Consider the following 18,885-nt stretch of genomic DNA (forward strand, 5'->3'; position numbering starts at 1 on the left):
GTCGCGCCATGATTTTTTTGTTCTTATTTATCAAAGGCAGCTAGCGTATGCTTTCTCAGCGCCTTCTGTGTGGATCTTCTTGAGGTCTGCGATAACAGCATCTGTAAGTCCTGCGATCTTGTTGAGATCCTGATCCCACATCTTCTCATTTCCAAGAACAGCCTTAACAAGGTCTTCCTCGGAATCATTTCTGTGCTCGTAGAAGAACTCAAGAGCCCATCTGTCATCACTTACTGTGTAGGTATTGCCAGCAGGTCTCTTGTTAACAAGACCGGCATCTGTAAGCTCCTGAACATCATTTGAATAGAATGCAATATATGCAGCCAGTGACATTGTAAGGCAAACAGGAAGCTTGCCGTTCTTTTCAATGTACTGAAGGAATGAAGGCATATTTCTTGCTTTCCACTTACTTGTTGAGTTAAGTGAGATAGACATAAGCTCGTGGTTAACGAAAGGATTGTTGAAACGATCCTTAACAGCAGCAGCGAACTCGTTGAGGTCATTCTCGTCAAGGTGATCAACAAGAGTAGGGATAACCTCCTCGCTGAGCATCTTGTTCATGAAACCTGCAATGTTCTCGTTCTGCATGCAATCACGAACGATATCCTGGCCTGAAAGATAAGCGCCAAGTACGAAACCTGTGTGAGCTCCGTTAAGGATACGAACCTTGCGGTGCTTGTAAGGCATAACATCGGGAACAACATGTACGTTAACGCCTGCCTTCTTGAAAGGAAGTCTCTCTTCAAGCTCTGCAGGTCCTTCGATGATCCAAACACCGAAGATCTCACCTACATCGATGAGCTCGTCGTGGTAACCGTTAACTTCCTCAAGCTTCTCAACTTCCTTGGGATCACGGATTCTTCCGGGAACGATTCTGTCTACAAGAGTAGAGCAGAAGATGTTGTCATTGTTAACCCATGACTTGAAGCCATCCTCAAGCTTCCACTGATCGATATACTGGTTTACACACTTAAGAAGCTCTTTACCGTTGTTATCGATAAGCTCGCAGGAGAGAACAACAACGCCCTTCTTGCCTGCCTTATATCTTCTGTAAAGAACCTGTGTGAGCTTGCCGGGGAAGCTTGCAGCGGGAACATCCTCGAAGTTGCAAGCGGGATCATAAGCGATACCTGCTTCTGTTGTGTTGGAAGCAATGATATCAAGATCATCGCTCTCGGCGATAGCCATCATCTTATCGTAATCTGCCTGGTTGTATGGATTCAGGCAGCAATCAACTGCTGAAATAACTCTCTTTGCATCTACCTTCTGGCCGTTCTCGCTGCCACGAAGATAAAGAGTGTAGAGACCTTCCTGCTTGTTAACAAGATCTGTAAGACCCTGGGCGATAGGCTGAACAAGAGCAACCTTGCCGTTCCAGCCGGCCTTCTCATTACTGATATCAAAGAAATAATCTACGAATGCTCTCATGAAGTTTCCTTCACCAAACTGAAGAACTCTTACAGGTGCATCCTTAAGAACGTAACCTTCATAGCCTGACTTGGCCAATACATCATAATTTAATAAATCCATATAACCCTTCCTCCTAAAATGTAAACGCTTACAAAACGTTTTTGATACATCTTTTATCCAATAATGTTATAACAAATTATGTAAGCGTTTACAATACTAAATTTCTAATTTTTTTATGAATGCAAAAGAGGCCAGCATTGACCTTGAAATAGCGCTGTATTATAATGGTTTATGTAAAATTTTGCCCTAAAATAAAGGAGATTCTACTTATGGTCTGCAGTATGACTGGTTTTGGCAGAAGTGAAGTTACAGAAGGACAGCGTAAATATATTGTTGAACTTAAGTCTGTTAATAATCGTTATCTTGATATCAACATCAAGATGCCCAAGAAATTCAATTCATTTGAATCAGCAATCCGTACAGAATTAAAGAGCTATATGAAGCGTGGCAAGGTAGACGTTTTCATTAGTTACGAAGATTTTTCAGAATCAGATTCCCGAGTAAAATATAATAAGGCAATTGCAGAGGAATATTTTACATATCTCAAGCAGATGGCTGATGATTTCGGTCTTGATAATGATATCAGGATCTCAGCTCTTTCCAAATTCCCTGAAGTTTTCACCATGGAGGAAGAGGAGCTGGACGAAGAGGAAGTATGGAGCGGTCTTAGCAAGGCTATCAACGAAGCCGGCAAGCAGTTCCTTGAATCCAGAATTAAAGAAGGAGAGTTCTTATCCGCAGATCTTACACAAAAACTTGACGGAATGTATGAAAATGTGGAATATATTACAGAACGTTCGCCTGAGATCATACAGGAATATAAGACCAAGCTTCGCGAGAAGATTGCTGATCTTTTAGAGGATAAGCAGGTTGATGAGAACCGTCTTGCCATGGAAGTCACCATTTTCGCCGATAAGGTTTGCGTGGATGAGGAGCTTACAAGACTTCGCAGCCACATCCTGGCTACCAAGGACACCCTTAAGGTGGGAGATGACAAGGATGGCATCGGAAGAAAGCTTGACTTCCTTGCACAGGAGATGAACAGAGAGGCTAATACTATATTGTCCAAATCTACAGATCTTAAGATTTCCGACAGAGGAATTGCTCTTAAGACCGATATAGAAAAAGTAAGGGAGCAGATTCAGAACATTGAGTAACGAAGTATTGCAGAAGAAACATAAAGGTATTATAATCGTTGTCTCCGGTTTTTCGGGAGTAGGCAAGGGAACAATAATGAAGGAGCTCATCAAGAAGTATGACAACTACGCTCTTTCTATATCAGCCACCACAAGAGATCCCAGACCCGGGGAAGAGAACGGCAGAGAATATTTCTTTGTAAGTAATGAAGAATTTGAGAAACTTATAAGTGAAAATGGTCTTATAGAGCATGCCGGTTATGTCAATCATTATTACGGAACCCCCAGGAAATATGTGGAGGACAAGCTTGCTGAAGGAATAGATGTTATCCTTGAGATAGAAATTCAGGGTGCACTTCAGATTAAAAAGCAGTATAATGATGCGGTGCTTTTATTCGTAATGCCCCCCTCAGCAGAGGTTCTCAGAAACAGACTCTGCGGCAGAGGCACAGAGACAGAGGACGTTATCAAGGGAAGACTTGACAGAGCCAAGGAGGAATCCCAGGGTATCGAGAACTACGATTACATTGTTATAAATGATGATCTTGACAGGTGCGTGGAGCAGGTCAATGAGATTATTACATCAGCCCACATGACACCCTCAAGGAATCAGGAATTTATAGATACTATCAGAAAAGAGCTTAATGAGTTATAATCATTATAAGCGGATGTGCGGTAATACGCAGGAAAGGAATACAATATTATGATACATCCTTCATATGTGGATCTTATGAAAGTAGTTAACAAGGGAGTTGAAGAGGGTGAGGAGCCTGTAATCAGCTCAAGATACTCAGTAGTTATGGCTACTGCCAAGAGAGCCAGACAGATCATCGCAGGTGATGAGCCTATGGTAAGAGTTAAGGACAAGCAGAAGCCTCTTTCAATCGCTGTTGACGAGATGAACCAGGATATGCTCAGAATCCTTACTGATGAAGAGAGAGATGCTCTTACAACAGAAAATGCTCAGGACAGTGTTCAGGATTCAGTAGAAGAGTGATATATGAAGATTCTATTTGTGTCACTTGGTTGTGACAAAAACAGAGTAGATACCGAGGTTATGCTTGGAATGCTTGCTGACCGCGGCTACGAATTTACAGATGACGAGGATGAAGCAGAAGCAGCAGTTGTTAACACCTGCTGCTTTATCAATGATGCGAAGGAAGAGAGCATAAATACTATTTTAGAGCTCTCCGAGAGAAGAAAGGATGGGCAGCTGAAGGCACTTATTGTCACCGGTTGCCTTGCTCAGCGTTATCAGGAAGAAATTCAGACAGAGATCCCAGAGGTTGATGAGATCCTTGGTATTTCTTCCACCGACAAGATCCTGGATGCTCTTGAAGAAACCCTCCAGAGAAATAAGCTTTTTTCTCATAAGAATTATTTCGATGATATCAACAGAAAGCCTGTGGGTGGCCTAAAGAGAGTCATCACCACAGGAGGTCTTTTTAATTATCTTAAGATTGCTGAAGGCTGCGATAAACATTGCACCTATTGCATAATTCCCAAGGTAAGAGGTAATTACAGAAGTGTTCCTATGGAGCAGCTTTTGGAGGATGCAAGAAACCTTGCTGCCCAGGGAGTTACAGAGCTTCTCATTGTTGCCCAGGAGACAACTTTATACGGTACCGATCTTTATGGAGAGAAGAAACTGCCGGAGCTTTTGCACAAGCTCTGTGAGATCGATGGCTTTAGATGGATCAGGGTTCTTTACTGTTATCCGGAGGAGATCACTGAAGAACTTATTCAGACTATTAAGAATGAGCCTAAGATCTGTCATTACCTGGATATTCCTATCCAGTCAGGCTCCGACTGGGTTCTTAAGAAGATGGGAAGAAGAACCAACAACGCTGAGATCAGAGCGCTGGTACAGCATCTTCGTGAGGAGATTCCTGATATCTGCATAAGAACAACTCTTATAAGCGGATTCCCCGGAGAGACACCGGAGGACCACGACCAGACTATGGAGCTTGTTCGTGACCTTCAGTTTGACAGACTTGGAGTATTTACCTATTCACAGGAAGAAGACACTCCCGCTGCTACAATGCCGGGGCAGGTCACAGAGAGAACCAAGGTGATGCGTAGGAACAAGCTGATGAAGCTTCAGCAGAAGATTGCCTTTGAGGCTGCCGAGAAGATGGTTGGCAGGGTTGTGGATGCCGTAATAGAGGGCAGGATCATGGATTCTGAGTATGATGACGGCCTTTCCTATGTGGCAAGAACCTACAAGGATGCGCCGGATATCGACGGATATCTTTTCATCAGCGGTGTTCAGAGGGAACTGATGACAGGAGACTATGTTAAGGTCCGCATTACCGGATCTAACGAATATGACTTAATAGGGGAGATGGAAGAATGAATTTACCTAACAAATTAACCGTAGCCAGAGTAGTAATGATTCCGTTTTTTGTATTTTTTCTGTTGTTTAGTCCTGCAGACGAATCCCTGAAGGAAATTTTCAAATGGATCGCCTTGGCAATTTTCATCATTGCCAGCCTTACAGATATGCTTGATGGAAAGATCGCCAGAAAGTATAATCTCATAACGGATTTTGGTAAATTCATGGATCCTCTTGCGGATAAGCTGTTGGTGTGCAGCGCCATGATAGCTCTTATTGAGCTTGGTCGTATCCCTTCATGGATCGTTATCATCATCATCGCAAGAGAGTTTGTTATCAGCGGTTTCAGACTTATTGCCGCAGATAACGGCAGAGTAATAGCTGCCAGCTATTGGGGAAAGTTCAAGACCACCTTCCAGATGATCATGGTAATCCTTATGATCGCCAATCTGGACATTCCCGCAGTGCAGATCCTTACACAGGTCATCATGTGGATCGCGCTTGCATTAACAATTATTTCGCTTATTGATTACCTTGTAAAAAATAAGGATGTTATGAGCGGAGAGATGTGAGCGATATAAGGCATGAGCAAAATGATTTTTGTGCTTGCACATAAAATTATGTTTATGAAATATCGCGGAGTAAATTATAGTTATTGTTTTAGAAGTAAGAGAGTTTTATGAGTAAAGATTTAGAATTAAATGAATTAGAAGTAAAAAAAGAAACAAAGAAGAAAGAAGATGAAGTAAAGATCAGATATGACGAGTCCGGACTGGATGAGCGCATCATAAGAGCGGTTACAGAGATGGGCTTTGAATATATGTCGCCTATTCAGAAGGCGGCTATTCCTGTAATGATGGAGGGCAAGGACCTTATTGGTCAGGCCCAGACAGGAACCGGTAAGACAGCAGCATTCGGAATCCCGCTTCTTCAGAGTATTGATTCCGAGAACAAGCACCTTCAGGCAGTGGTGCTTTGTCCCACAAGAGAGCTTGCCATGCAGGCTGCTGACGATATCAGAGATTTTGCAAAATACATGCATGGAATCAAGGTTCTGGCCGTATACGGAGGTCAGGACATTTCAAGACAGATAAGAGCATTATCTGCCGGAGTTCAGATCGTAGTAGGAACACCGGGACGTGTTATGGACCACATGAGACGTCACACCATGAAGATGAAGGATGTCAAGGTTCTCGTTCTTGATGAAGCGGATGAGATGCTTGACATGGGCTTTAGAGAGGATATTGAGACCATTCTCCAGGGAATGCCGCAGGAGAGACAGACAGCTCTTTTCTCAGCTACAATGCCTGAGCCTATTCTTAAGATCACAAGAACCTATCAGAAGGATGCTGAGTACATCAAGATGACTCCAAGAGAGATCACTGTAGCTGCCATCGAGCAGGCTTACTACAGAGTTCCTCAGAAGATGAAGGAAGAAGTACTCTGCAGACTTATGGATTATCACAATCCTTCAAGAAGCCTTATTTTCTGCAACACCAAGAAGATGGTTGATCAGCTCACAGAGAGCCTTAAGGGCAAGGGCTATCTTGCTGACGGTCTTCACGGTGATCTTTCACAGAATCAGAGAGATACCGTAATGAATCTTTTCAGAAGCGGCAGGATCAATATTCTTATCGCTACTGATGTGGCCGCAAGAGGTATCGATGTAAGCGGCGTTGAGGCAGTATTTAACTTCGATATTCCTGAGGATATCGAGTATTATGTTCACAGAATCGGAAGAACAGGACGTGCCGGAAGAAGCGGCAGATCCTTCACTCTTGTGGGCGGCAGAGAGATGCACAAGCTTCGTGACATCGAGAGAATCTGTCATACCAGGATTGAGGAAAGAAGGGTTCCTTCAGCAAAAGAGATCACAAGAGCCAAGTCTCAGAAGATCTTTGCTGAGGTTATCGATATCATTGAGAATGATGACATCACATCCGTGCTTGAGTTTGTTAATCAGAAGGTTGAAGAGGGCGAGTACACTGCAGAACAGCTTGCAGCCGGATTCATGAAGCTCAAGATGGGTGCTGATATAGAAGATCTTGTTCTGTTCGAAAAGAGCGACAGAAGAAGACGAGACTTTAAGGACGGTTCCGGAAGAGGAAGAGACGGACGTCGTAGCTACGGCGATGGCAAGAGAAATTCCGATGGTCGCAAGGGCCGTGACGGCAAGAAAAATTCCGAAGGCCGCAAGGACCGCGATGGAAGAAGATCTGAAGAGGGCAAAGGCCGCAGAGACAGGAAGGATCGCGATACAAGATTCAAAAAGGACGGAAAGCCCGGCGATAGAAACAAGACAAAGTCCGAGGAGGTCTTTGAGAAGCCCCGCAGAAAGAAAAAGCCTGTGGAGGAGCAGAAGCCTGATAACGGTATTGATGTAAGTCTTATCGAGAGTATCAAGGCTGACAGAAAGAAGGCTGAAGGCTCCAAGAAGACTCAGGATAAAGCAAGTTCAGATTCACCAAGAAAAAACAGACATTCAGAGGGCAAAAAGTCTGAGGGGTTTGAAAATGTGGGACGTATCAATATCAAGGGCGAAGGCAAGACCAAGGCCTGGTATGTGGGTGAAGATACTGACACAATGAATGTAAGTAAGGCCGAGAAGAAGGCTATTAAAGCAGAAAATAAAAAGAGAAGTCTTGATTATCTTCAGGACGTAAGCGATCTTGTTATGGAGAGCTTCGGCAGAAGAAAGCACAAGGAGAAATAATGACCAAATCAAAGGGGAATGATTCTGGGAAACACAAACTGTATGTTTTAAGTGATCAGCTTCGTGCTAAGATTTTTAACATGGTTAGTGTGGGCGTCATAGACGAGCCTGTTAACAGGCTCTATGACGGCATCAGTATCATTGCCCTTTTACTCAATCTTTTCTGCGCGTTTGCGGTGACTTTTGAAGATATGATGGAGCGTTATGGTGCGCTCCTTCTTAGTATCGAAGCTGTCACCACATTTTTCTTTGCTGTGGACTATGTGCTGCGCCTGGTTTCATCCAAGGAGCTTTTTCCCAATGAAACAGATGGAAAAGCAGCTATCAAATATATTCTTTCATTTTCCGGAATAATAGATCTTTTATCATTTTTACCCTATTATCTTCCGGTATTTTTTCCGGCGGGAACGGCAGTTTTCAGGATGTTCAGGATTGCCAGGATCCTCCGCCTGTTCAGAATCAATTCCTATTATGATCAATTAAATGTTATCACTGAGATCCTCAGTCGCAAGAAACAGCAGCTTATGGCTTCTGTTTTTATCATTGTTATTCTGATGATGGCAGCCAGCCTTTGTATGTATAGTGTTGAGCATGACGCACAGCCGGAAGTCTTTCAGAATGCTTTTTCCGGAATCTGGTGGTCTGCCTCTACACTTCTGACTGTGGGCTACGGTGATATTTATCCGGTTACGACTCTCGGTAAGATTCTTGGAATTGTGATAGCGTTCCTGGGAGTTGGAATGGTTGCCATTCCTACAGGTATTATTTCCGCCGGATTCGTGGAACAATACCAGAGACTTAAGTCCATCGGAGATTTTGCGGAAGAGGAGAATATTCATTTTATCAGGATCAAGATCTCTGCAAATGATAGGTGGAACGGGAAAAAGATCGTGGAACTGGGGCTACCCAAGGATATCATGATAGTTGCCATTCAAAGGGAAAAGGAAACCATTATTCCCAGAGGCCAGACTGTTCTTGAAGCAGGGGACCTTATCGTAATGTGCTCTGAGAAGACCAAGGACATTCAGCCTATTGAGATAAAAGAAATAGTGATAAACCAGGGCCACTCCTGGAATGGAACTGCCATCAAAGATATTGATATTTCAAGGCAGAGCTTTATCTTTATGGTCCGCAGGAACGGAAAAGCCATGGCTCCCAGGGGGAGTCTTGTTATGAGAGCCGGAGATACAGTGCTTCTTTATGGCAAGCATGTCCACAATGAAAACGTGTGATTAAGGAAAATTCAGTAATGGAAAAATATTTTGATAATGCAACAAAACAGGAAATATTAGACAGAGCAGAACTTTTTGTCCTGGATATGGATGGGACATTTTATCTTGAAAATGATATTTTGGACGGTGCTTTGGATTTCCTTGAAAGTGTTAAAAGAGCAGGGAAGGAATACATGTTTTTTACCAATAATTCCTCCCAGTCTCCCAAGGCCTATATTGATAAGCTGGCAAGGATGAACTGCCATATCACAAGAGATATGATCATGACCTCCGGGGATGTTATGATTCGTTATCTCAACAACTTTTATAAGGGAAAGTCAGTGTATCTTCTTGGAACAGAGTCCCTTATCGAGAGCTTTGAGGAGGGCGGCATTAATCTTTTTTGGCCTGAAAAGGAAAAAGAAGGAACTAGGCCTGATATCGTAGTTGTGGGCTTTGACAAGACCCTGACTTATGAGAAGCTTACAAATGCCTGCAATTATATAAGAGAAGGGTCTGTTTTCCTGGCTACACATCTTGATATAAACTGTCCTGTGAAGGGAGGCTTTATTCCGGATTGCGGAGCCATGTGCGCTGCAATAGAGCTTTCCACCGGGGTTAAGCCTAAGTTTGTTGGAAAGCCCTTTGGAGAAACTGTTGAAATGATAGTTGATGCCACAGGCAAAAACAAGGAGAATATTGCCTTCGTTGGAGACAGAATCTACACTGATGTGGCTACGGGAGTAAATAACGGAGCAATAGGAGTGCTGGTACTTACAGGAGAGACTCTTCTTAGCGATATTCCTGCCTCCAAGGTTAAGCCTGATGTGGTTTATGAGTCCATAAAAGAGATGGGAATTCTTCTTGATAAAGCGTTGTGACTAAAATCTTGAAAAAATAATACAAAGCATTTAAAGCCATGGACACTTCTTTATATTGTTAATAAAATAGTCGTATATGAAAACAAAACTTATATCAAATGGAGGTTATTTGAGATGAAGATAGCACTTATCAATGAGAACAGTCAGGCTGCCAAGAACGAGATGATCTATGGCGCACTTAAGAAAGTTGCTGATAAGCACGGCTTTGAGGTATTCAACTACGGAATGTATTCTGCTGAGGACAAGGCTCAGCTTACATATGTACAGAACGGTATTCTGGCATGTGTACTTCTTAATTCCGGAGCAGTAGATTATGTTATCACAGGCTGCGGCACAGGTGAGGGCGCAATGCTTGCCTGCAACAGCTTCCCCGGAGTTATCTGCGGTCACGTTACAGATCCTCTTGATGCTTATACTTTTGCTCAGATCAATGACGGCAACGCTATTTCAATGAACTTTGCTCTTAAGTCAGGCTGGGGCGCAGAGCTTAACCTTGAGTATACTTTCGAGAAGCTTTTCTCTGAGGAGAGCGGACAGGGATATCCAAGAGAGAGAGCAGTTCCTGAGCAGCGCAACAAGAAGATCCTGGATGAGGTTAAAAAGGTTACTTACAACACTGATGTTGTGGACATTCTCAACAAGCTCGACAGAGACCTGGTTAAGGGAGCACTTTCAGGAGAGCACTTCCTTGAGTACTTCGATGCCAATGCCAAGGATGAGCGTATTAAAGAGGCTGTACACGAGCTTTTGAAATAATTTTTTGGTAAATAAATAATCGATGAAACGTGCGAAACATTTTTTGTGTTTCGCACGTTTTTTTCTCTTTTTCTATAGGAATTTTCATGGTATACTTTCATTTGTGCGACCTTTTTTTCGCATGGAACTATTTTGTGAATAAGGGCTTTGCCCATGTTTTTTAGAGGGATGGTTTTGAGTTTTGGGTTACAGAAATAAAAACGTTTACAGTTCTGCAAAAAGAAGAAAAAAGAAGACCTTGGATATAAGGAGAGCCGGTATAATTACAGCTGCTTCAGCTGTAGTTGTGGCTGCAGGTCTTGCCATATACAGTCATTTACCTTTTGTTAAGGTCAACAATGCAATCGCAGCAGGTAATAAATATACAGAATCAGCCAATTATGAAGCAGCTATAGAATCCTATGAGAAGGCTATCGCCATTGATCCCAAGTCAGTTGCGGCATATTCCAATCTGGCAGGGGCATATCTCAGCCTTGACAATAAAGAGGATGCTAAAAAGGCTCTTTATGAAGGCTTTCAGAATACAGACAATGAGCTTTTACTCAGAGATTATCATACTGTTATCATGAATGAAGCGGTTAGCGATATGAATTCTGCTCATACCAGCTTTGATACAGTTGACAAGCTGGTGGAGGTACTGGAAGAAAGCAGTGATAATGCGGATGCCATCGAACTTCTTGATGCTGCCTATGAGAGATGCTTTAATGACTCTTACAATGGAGATCACAACACACTTTTCAGAGCAGGCAATGACAATTTCTCCAGATACTCTGATCTCGTAAGACGTATGGCAGCTGTATATGCAGAGAGTTCTTCCGATGCACTTAAGAACGTTATTCTCAAATATGCCGTACCCAATCTTGATTCATTTACCATGAACCTTGAGGATGCTTATGCATACAGAAGTCTTCTTGAGGAGATCACAGCTTCTGTAGGCTCTTCCCAGGATATTGATTCTGTTAAAAACTGCATTTCCGACGCGGAGAATGTTCAGGGTATATTTGCTGACATTTTTGTCCAGTTGGATGTTGGAAATGTGGATGAACTCAGAGATTTTGTTGTTTCTGACGAATATATTGCTCTCAGAAACGTTTTCCTTAATAATCTTGAGACACCTCAGGAGAATACAACATATGTTTCCATCAGCAGAGAGGCTATCATTCTTAACAGAAATGAGAACGGCTTCAGCTACAGATTTTTGAACTTTGAGGAGAATCCAGAGACCAGCGGAGTCATCACATTGTGGGCGAACTTCTTTGAGGATGACGGAGTTCAGAGAAACTCAATCTCATATGAACCAGGTGCTATCAACGGAAATCTTTACCCTCATACCAAGTATTCCGTAACATATCTGCTGAGCTACATCACTTCCGGCAAATCAACCAAGGTTGCCAAGATGAATTACAGACTTGATACCACCATAACATATGAGGATGGCACCACAGACGAGACTATAGTGGGTGACTGGGGCGGTCCTAATGAGTGGATCATGGATATCGACACCATAGAATCAAGGATACGAGCTTAAAGGAACATTACATGAATCTTGAGAAATCTGAGCCCAAATGCATAATTATCTCTGCGGGACATTTCGTTCCCATGGAGATCCCCATTGGGGAAGAGGATATGGTAATTGCCTGTGATGCAGGATTTATCTATGCTGAGCAGCTTGGGATTCTGCCGGATCTCATAGTGGGTGATTTTGATTCCATGAGTGAAGCAGGCGCTTTAGCCATGAGAAGTCTTCGGGAAATCAGCGAAAGTGATCCCGACCGTATAGTAAAACTCAATGTAAAAAAAGATGATACAGATACCCTTATGGCTGTAAAGATCGCTCTTTCCAAGGGATACAGAAAATTCATGCTGTACGGAAGCCTTGGCGGTCAAAGGATGGACCACAGCATTGCCAATTTACAGACACTTTTATTTATCAAGCATAACGGCGGAACAGGGTATATAATTGAAGAAAATAGGATAGTACTGATAGCAGAGAATGAGACTGTAAGATTCCACAGGGGTAACAGCGGGATGATCTCAATTTTCTCTGTTTCAGAGGTTTCAAAAGGCGTTACTATAAGAGGACTTATGTATTCCCTGGAAGACGGGGAACTTAGGAATGATTTTCCTCTTGGGGTAAGCAATGAATTCATTATCGACGAGGAGGCAGAGATTACAGTCAGGGAAGGAACACTTCTGATCACAGCGGACATGTAACTCTGAGGGGGATATGATCTGTTTTCTTGCAAGATTCTTTGTAATAGATTATGAGCAGGTTAAGCTTCCGAAAGTCAGGCAAGGCTATGGCGTCCTTAGCGGTGTCACAGGCATTGCCTTTAATATTATTTTGTTTATTTTCAAGCTGATTGCGGGATTTGTCAGCGGTTCCATCTCCATTATGGGTGATGCGTTCAATAACTTGTCAGACGCGGCATCATCTGTGGTGACACTGGTGGGCTTCAAGCTTGCAGGTCAGGAGGCTGACGAGGAACATCCCTTCGGGCATGGTCGTATAGAGTATGTTTCGGGGCTTATTGTTTCACTTTTTATCATTATCATGGGTGTGGAGCTGATTCACAGCTCTTTTACAAGGATTCTTAATCCCGAACCTATAGAGTTCAGCCCGGCAATCGCTTTGATCCTTGTTTTTTCTATAGTTATCAAACTAATAATGTTTCAGGGAAATCTTCAGGCTGCCCGCAGGATAGACAGTGCGGCCCTTAAGAATACCGCAATAGACAGTATTTCTGATGTTTTTACAACTTCTGTGGTACTAGTTTCCGCTATTATAGCTTATAATTGGGGAGTCAGCATAGACGGTTATGTGGGTGTCCTGGTGGGACTTCTTATTATAAAAGGCGGAGTCGGAGCTGCCAGGGACACAATCAACCCACTGCTGGGAGAGCCTCCGAGCAGGGAATTTACTGATGAGATTGAGAAGCTTGTACTGGCACACGATTATATTATCGGTGTTCACGATCTCATTATTCATAACTATGGACCCAGCAGAATATTTATGTCACTTCATGTGGAAGTACCTTCCAATAAAGACATTGTGACTATCCACGATATTATCGATGATATAGAAAATGAACTTCGGACAAGATATCATTGCACAGCGGTCATTCATATGGATCCTGTTATAGAGAATGATGACGAAGTCAATGAAGTGAGACATTATGTCAAGCACGCCTTTAAGGAGCTTGATCCTGAGCTGAAGATCCATGATTTCAGGATCATCAGGACAAGAGGAAAGGGCGAGAGAATAGCTTTTGATGTGGAGGTTCCCTATCACTATAATCTTAAGGACTCCGACATTATTGATTTTATGGTAAAAAAAATTGAGAGTATCAGGCCTAATGCGGACCTTGATATTACAATAGATAAGGCTACCAAGGCCAAGGAGGAATGAAAAATGTTAAAACAGATTTCTATTTACGCTGAAAACAAGAAAGGATGCCTTCAGACCATCACAGGCATTCTTGGGGAAAACGACATCAACATCTTGGGTTCTGTAACCAATGATTCTGCTGAATACGGCATTATCCGTATGGTTGTTTCAGATCCTGACAAGTGCCTTAGTGTACTTAAGGAAAAAGAGTATATCTGCAAGACCACACCTGTACTTGCCATTGAATGTCCCGATGAAGTCGGTGCCCTTGATAAGATCCTTAAGACACTTTACGGAAGCAATATCAACGTAAACTATACATATCTTTCTTTTAACAGAGAATCAGGTCTTCCTATTATGGTTATGCATACCGATGATACCAAGCAGGTTGAGAATATTCTTATAAACAAAGGCTATAAGTGCCTTTGATTAAACCTTTTTAATAAATATAAAGGTTTTGTTAAATACTTGTCATATTAACCTTTTATTGTGTATACTATGCAAGGACGAATATAAAACGCCCTGTAATTTCGGGCTTTATAAAATGGAGGATATAAATAATGAGAGGTTCTAAACCTACACTTCTTTTGATTCTTGATGGATACGGACTTAACGCCAATCCGGAAGGTAATGCTATTGCGATGGCTAACACTCCTGTAATGGACGGACTTATGAAGGATTATCCTTTTGTTAAGGGATATGCCAGCGGACTGGCAGTAGGTCTTCCTGACGGCCAGATGGGTAACTCCGAGGTTGGTCATATGAACATGGGTGCCGGCAGAATCGTATATCAGGAACTTACAAGAATTACCAAGTCTATTGAGGATGGCGATTTCTTCACCAATGAGGGTCTTATGGCTGCCATCAACAATTGCAAAGAGAAGAATTCAGCTCTTCATATGTATGGTCTTGTTTCTGATGGTGGTGTACACAGCCACATTACACATATCTATGGACTTTTAGAGATGGCCAAGAAGAACGGACTTGATAAGGTTTACGTTCACTGCTTCCTTGACGGAAGAGATACTCCTCCGGAGAGCGGAATCGACTTCGTTCAGCAGCTTGAGGACAAGATGAAAGAGCTTGGCGTAGGTCAGATTGCTTCAATTTCAGGCCGTTACTACGCTATGGACAGAGATAACAACTACGACAGAGTAGAGTACGCATACAATGCACTTACCAAGGGTGAGGGCAACAAGGCTAACAGCGCTCACGAGTGCATGGAGCAGAGCTACAAGGATGGCAAGACAGACGAGTTCGTTATTCCTACAGTTATCATGAAGAATGGCGCACCTGTAGCCACAATCAAGGATGGAGATTCAATCATTTTCTACAACTTCCGTCCTGACAGAGCAAGAGAGATCACACATTGCTTCTGCGATGATGAGTTTGATAAGTTCAACAGAGGCAAGCGTCTTGATGTAACTTATGTTTGCTTCACAGATTATGATCCACTTATCCCTAACAAGGAGGTCGCCTTCAAGAAGGTTCTTCTTAACAACACCTTCGGTGAGTGGCTTGCAGCTAAGGGGATGAAGCAGGCAAGAATCGCTGAGACAGAGAAATATGCTCATGTAACATTCTTCTTTAACGGTGGTGTTGAGCAGCCTAACGAGGGCGAGGACAGAGTTCTGGTTAACAGCCCTAAGGATGTTCCTACCTATGACCTTAAGCCTCAGATGAGCGCTCCTGAAGTATGTGAGAAGATTCTTGATGCTATCAACTCACAGAAGTACGACGTTATCGTAGCTAACTTCGCTAACCCTGATATGGTTGGTCACACTGGTGTTATTCCTGCAGCTGTTAAGGCTATCGAGACCGTTGATGAGTGCGTAGGCAAGATCGTTGACGCCATTAAGGCAGTTAACGGAACAATGTTCATCTGCGCTGACCACGGTAATGCAGATATGATGATCGACTATGAGACAGGAGAGCCTTGGACAGCTCACACAACCAACCCTGTTCCTTTCATCCTTGTTAACTATGATCCTGCATATACCCTTAAGGAAGGCGGATGCCTTGCAGACATCATTCCTACACTTATCGAGTGCATGGGAGAAGAGCAGCCTGCAGAAATGACCGGAAAGAGTCTTCTTATCAAAAAATAATACGGGATTCTTATCGAAAATTGACTAAGAGCGTCATATATGTTATGATGATTTAGTTAGAGAATACGATAATAATCTGGGAGGTTAATTTCGTGAAAGTATTGTTAATCGTTATCGGAGTAGTATTCATGTTAGTTTGTGCTGCTTTAGTTGTTCTTGTGCTTGCACAGGAAGGCAAGAGCCAGGGACTTGGAGCAATCCAGGGAACAGTTGAGAATACATATTGGGGCAAGAACAAGGGCCGTTCAAGAGAAGGCGTTCTCAAGACAGTTACAATTGTTTTGTCATTCCTTTTCGTTATCCTTGCGATCTTACTTAATATGATGGCTTAATCATAAGCGGCAGGATAAATATGTATTTTTAAGGCACTCTTTTTACAGAGTGCCTTTTCTTTTACGAGGTAATAATGAGTAAAGGCAAACGTTTAAAACGTATGGAAGAAAGCCTTAACGGCGGAAAAATAAAGAAAAAAGACATGCTTGTGGGCACTTTCATTGGAAATGCCAGAGGCTTTGGCTTTGTACAGGTTGAGGGCCGTGAAGAGGACATCTATATTCCTGAGGAGTATGTGCATGGTGCTTTTCATTCCGATACTGTAGAAGTGGAGCTGCTTCCTGATTACGGCGGGAAAAGACAGGAAGGCAGGATCAGAAATATACTTGTAAGAGGCCTTGAAGAAGTTGTGGGAACCTACCAGGCAGAGAAGAATTTTGGCTTTGTGGTTCCTGATAATAACAAGCTTCAGGATGATATTTTTATACCCATCGAGCATCATGGCGCCGCTGTTACAGGCGATAAGGTTGTAGTTAAGCTCACCTATTATGGCAGCGCAGCTGAGAGGCGTAAGCCTGAGGGTAAAGTTCTGAGGGTTATCGGAAATATCAATGATCCCGGAGTGGACATTTTATCTATAGTTGAGAATTATGGTATTCCCAGTGAGTTTCCTGAGAAGGTCATCAATCAGGCCAACAGATGTCCTGATTTTATCAGTGAAGCTGATATGTACGGCAGAACTGATCTAAGGGATGTTCAGATGGTAACCATAGACGGAGAGGATGCCAAGGATCTGGATGATGCGGTAAGCCTTCATATTGATGAACAGGGCTTTTATCATCTGGGAGTTCATATAGCGGATGTGACCAACTATGTTCAGGAGAGTTCAGCCCTGGACAGAGAGGCTCTTAAGAGAGGCACCAGTGTTTATCTTGTGGACAGGGTTATTCCCATGCTACCCCACAGGCTTTCTAACGGTATCTGTTCCCTTAATCATGGAGAGGACAGACTGGCTCTCAGCTGCCTTATGAAGATTGATAAGAACGGCGCTGTTGTGGACCATGATATTGTGGAATCAGTTATCAATGTCAATGAAAGAATGTCTTATACCAGTGTTGCCAAGATCCTTCGTGATAAGGATGAGGAAGAGATAGAGAAGTACCGCGTTCTGGTGCCTATGTTTGAAGAAATGGCTGAGCTTTCCACGATACTTCGTAAAAAGCGTGAGGCCAAGGGTGCTATTGACTTTGACTTCGCTGAGACCAAGATCATCCTTGATCCTGAGGGTAATCCGATAGATATCGTTCCTCATGAGAGAAATGTGGCAACCAAGCTTATCGAGGACTTTATGCTGGCGGCCAATGAGACCGTGGCTGAGCATTTTTACTATATGCAGAGTCCCTTTGTATATCGTGTTCATGAGCAGCCTGATCCTGAGAAGATTGCTTCTCTGGCGGCCTTTGTGAATAATCTTGGTCATCATATCAGAACCAGGAAGGATGAGGGAGTAAGACCCAAAGAACTCCAGAAGCTCCTTAAGGGTATTGAAGGAACCAAGGAAGAAGCAGTTATCAGCAGGATGACACTTCGAAGCATGATGCAGGCTAAGTACAGCACGGAATGTACAGGACACTTCGGTCTTGCATTTGATTTTTACTGCCACTTTACATCACCTATAAGACGTTATCCTGATCTTCAGATCCACAGAATCATCAAGGATCACTTAAGGGGCAGAATGACAGAGGCCAAGGCTTCTCATTATGAAGAAATTCTGGATGAAGTGGCTAAGCACTCCTCTGAGACTGAGAGAAGAGCTGAAGAAGCTGAGAGAGAAACCGATAAACTCAAGAAGGCTCAGTATATGGAGAATCATATCGGCGAGCGCTTTGAGGGTGTTGTGTCCGGTGTAACAGCCTGGGGACTTTTTGTGGAGCTTGATAATTCCTGTGAGGGAATGGTGAGAGCTGCGGACATGAACGATGATTTTTATGTTTATGACGAGACTCATATGAAACTTGTTGGCGAGAGCACTCACAAGGAGTATACTCTTGGACAGAAGGTCTGGGTCAAGGTCACCGGAGCAGACAGGCTGACCAAATCCATTGATTTCAGGCTTATCAGCGATGAAGATTCGGATGATGAGGATGATTTTGACTATGACGGCTTTGAGGATTACAGCAGAGTTCCTGCTGCAAGAAAGGTAGCCAATGAGAGAGCCAATAAGCTCAGAAAACTCAGGGATATTGCGGCTTCTGAATCCTCAGAGGAAGAGGTAGAAGAGCCTGTAGCCAAGAATCATAAAGACAAGGCAGAAAAGGCATCCAAGGATAAGAAAACTAAGGATAAGATTTCTAAGGATAAGGCTTCAAAGGAGAGAAAATCAGGCAGCAAGAAGAAGGAAGGTCGTCTTGTTGAGTTTGAAGGCGAGATGATCGACCTCAGCGAATATGAGCCTGATTCCAAGACCGGCAAGTTCAGAAAAAAGAAGTCTTCCAAGTCCGGCGACGAAAAGAAGAGTACCCGCAAGGTGTACAAGGTTCATAAGTATAAGAAATCTGCCACCAGCAAGGCCGCCAGAAGCGCTCAGGGCAAGGGCAGAAAGAGAAAATAAAGA

Annotated in this window: 17 protein-coding genes; 16 read left to right on the forward strand and 1 reads right to left on the reverse strand. The window is 43.0% G+C overall.

The genetic code is table 11. The annotated features are described in order from the left end of the window. Positions 1 to 30 precede the first annotated feature (30 nt). Positions 31 to 1,530: a tagaturonate reductase gene (locus tag T359_RS0100190; RefSeq protein ID WP_026515713.1), complete on the reverse strand. Its 1,500-nt coding sequence runs from the start codon at positions 1,528 to 1,530 to the stop codon at positions 31 to 33. Between the two features lie 209 nt (positions 1,531 to 1,739). Here T359_RS0100190 and T359_RS0100195 point away from each other — a divergent pair, with 209 nt between their 5' ends. From T359_RS0100195 to rnr, 16 genes are all read left to right on the forward strand, one after another. Beyond that, complete coding sequence (locus T359_RS0100195) at positions 1,740 to 2,627, forward strand: YicC/YloC family endoribonuclease (RefSeq protein ID WP_026515714.1); 888 nt, start codon at positions 1,740 to 1,742, stop codon at positions 2,625 to 2,627. Next, positions 2,620 to 3,261: a guanylate kinase gene (gmk, locus tag T359_RS0100200; protein ID WP_026515715.1), complete on the forward strand. Its 642-nt coding sequence runs from the start codon at positions 2,620 to 2,622 to the stop codon at positions 3,259 to 3,261. The genes T359_RS0100195 and gmk overlap by 8 nt, the downstream gene beginning before the upstream one ends. A 48-nt stretch (positions 3,262 to 3,309) precedes the next feature. Continuing rightward, positions 3,310 to 3,603, forward strand: a complete 294-nt coding sequence (gene rpoZ, locus T359_RS0100205) for a DNA-directed RNA polymerase subunit omega (protein ID WP_026515716.1) — start codon at positions 3,310 to 3,312, stop codon at positions 3,601 to 3,603. A gap of 3 nt (positions 3,604 to 3,606) precedes the next feature. Continuing rightward, on the forward strand, positions 3,607 to 4,962 hold the full coding sequence (gene rimO / locus T359_RS0100210) for a 30S ribosomal protein S12 methylthiotransferase RimO (RefSeq protein ID WP_026515717.1): 1,356 nt from the start codon (positions 3,607 to 3,609) through the stop codon (positions 4,960 to 4,962). Beyond that, on the forward strand, positions 4,959 to 5,513 hold the full coding sequence (gene pgsA, locus T359_RS0100215) for a CDP-diacylglycerol--glycerol-3-phosphate 3-phosphatidyltransferase (protein ID WP_026515718.1): 555 nt from the start codon (positions 4,959 to 4,961) through the stop codon (positions 5,511 to 5,513). Before rimO ends, pgsA begins: the two co-directional genes overlap by 4 nt. 107 nt (positions 5,514 to 5,620) lie before the next feature. Further along, complete coding sequence (locus T359_RS21175; protein ID WP_081795273.1) at positions 5,621 to 7,654, forward strand: DEAD/DEAH box helicase; 2,034 nt, start codon at positions 5,621 to 5,623, stop codon at positions 7,652 to 7,654. Beyond that, positions 7,654 to 8,886 carry an ion transporter gene (locus tag T359_RS23315; RefSeq protein ID WP_081795274.1) on the forward strand — a complete coding sequence of 411 codons (1,233 nt, stop codon included), beginning with the start codon at positions 7,654 to 7,656 and terminating at the stop codon, positions 8,884 to 8,886. Before T359_RS21175 ends, T359_RS23315 begins: the two co-directional genes overlap by 1 nt. 17 nt (positions 8,887 to 8,903) lie before the next feature. Next, a complete protein-coding gene (locus tag T359_RS0100230) occupies positions 8,904 to 9,746 on the forward strand; it encodes an HAD-IIA family hydrolase (protein ID WP_035783407.1) in 843 nt (280 codons plus the stop codon). A 114-nt stretch (positions 9,747 to 9,860) separates the two neighbouring features. After that, positions 9,861 to 10,502, forward strand: coding sequence for an RpiB/LacA/LacB family sugar-phosphate isomerase (locus tag T359_RS0100235; RefSeq protein WP_026515721.1), 642 nt, complete (start codon positions 9,861 to 9,863; stop codon positions 10,500 to 10,502). Positions 10,503 to 10,683: 181 nt separating this feature from the next. Continuing rightward, positions 10,684 to 12,030, forward strand: a complete 1,347-nt coding sequence (locus tag T359_RS0100240; RefSeq protein WP_026515722.1) for a tetratricopeptide repeat protein — start codon at positions 10,684 to 10,686, stop codon at positions 12,028 to 12,030. A gap of 11 nt (positions 12,031 to 12,041) precedes the next feature. Further along, on the forward strand, positions 12,042 to 12,716 hold the full coding sequence (locus T359_RS18795; protein WP_051544822.1) for a thiamine diphosphokinase: 675 nt from the start codon (positions 12,042 to 12,044) through the stop codon (positions 12,714 to 12,716). 13 nt (positions 12,717 to 12,729) lie between these two features. Next, positions 12,730 to 13,911: a cation diffusion facilitator family transporter gene (locus T359_RS18800; RefSeq protein ID WP_035783409.1), complete on the forward strand. Its 1,182-nt coding sequence runs from the start codon at positions 12,730 to 12,732 to the stop codon at positions 13,909 to 13,911. A 3-nt stretch (positions 13,912 to 13,914) separates the two neighbouring features. Then, positions 13,915 to 14,319, forward strand: coding sequence for an amino acid-binding protein (locus T359_RS0100255; protein ID WP_026515723.1), 405 nt, complete (start codon positions 13,915 to 13,917; stop codon positions 14,317 to 14,319). A 131-nt stretch (positions 14,320 to 14,450) separates the two neighbouring features. Further along, the gene (gene gpmI / locus T359_RS0100260) at positions 14,451 to 15,998 is read left to right on the forward strand and encodes a 2,3-bisphosphoglycerate-independent phosphoglycerate mutase (RefSeq protein ID WP_026515724.1); all 1,548 of its coding nucleotides are present in this window, start codon (positions 14,451 to 14,453) and stop codon (positions 15,996 to 15,998) included. A gap of 92 nt (positions 15,999 to 16,090) precedes the next feature. After that, complete coding sequence (gene secG / locus T359_RS0100265; RefSeq protein ID WP_026515725.1) at positions 16,091 to 16,330, forward strand: preprotein translocase subunit SecG; 240 nt, start codon at positions 16,091 to 16,093, stop codon at positions 16,328 to 16,330. Positions 16,331 to 16,404: 74 nt separating this feature from the next. Then, a complete protein-coding gene (rnr, locus tag T359_RS18805; RefSeq protein ID WP_035783411.1) occupies positions 16,405 to 18,882 on the forward strand; it encodes a ribonuclease R in 2,478 nt (825 codons plus the stop codon). Positions 18,883 to 18,885: the final 3 nt, after the last annotated feature.

This window comes from Butyrivibrio sp. MC2021, from assembly GCF_000621605.1.
In the GTDB taxonomy this organism is placed as follows: Bacteria; Bacillota; Clostridia; order Lachnospirales; family Lachnospiraceae; genus Butyrivibrio.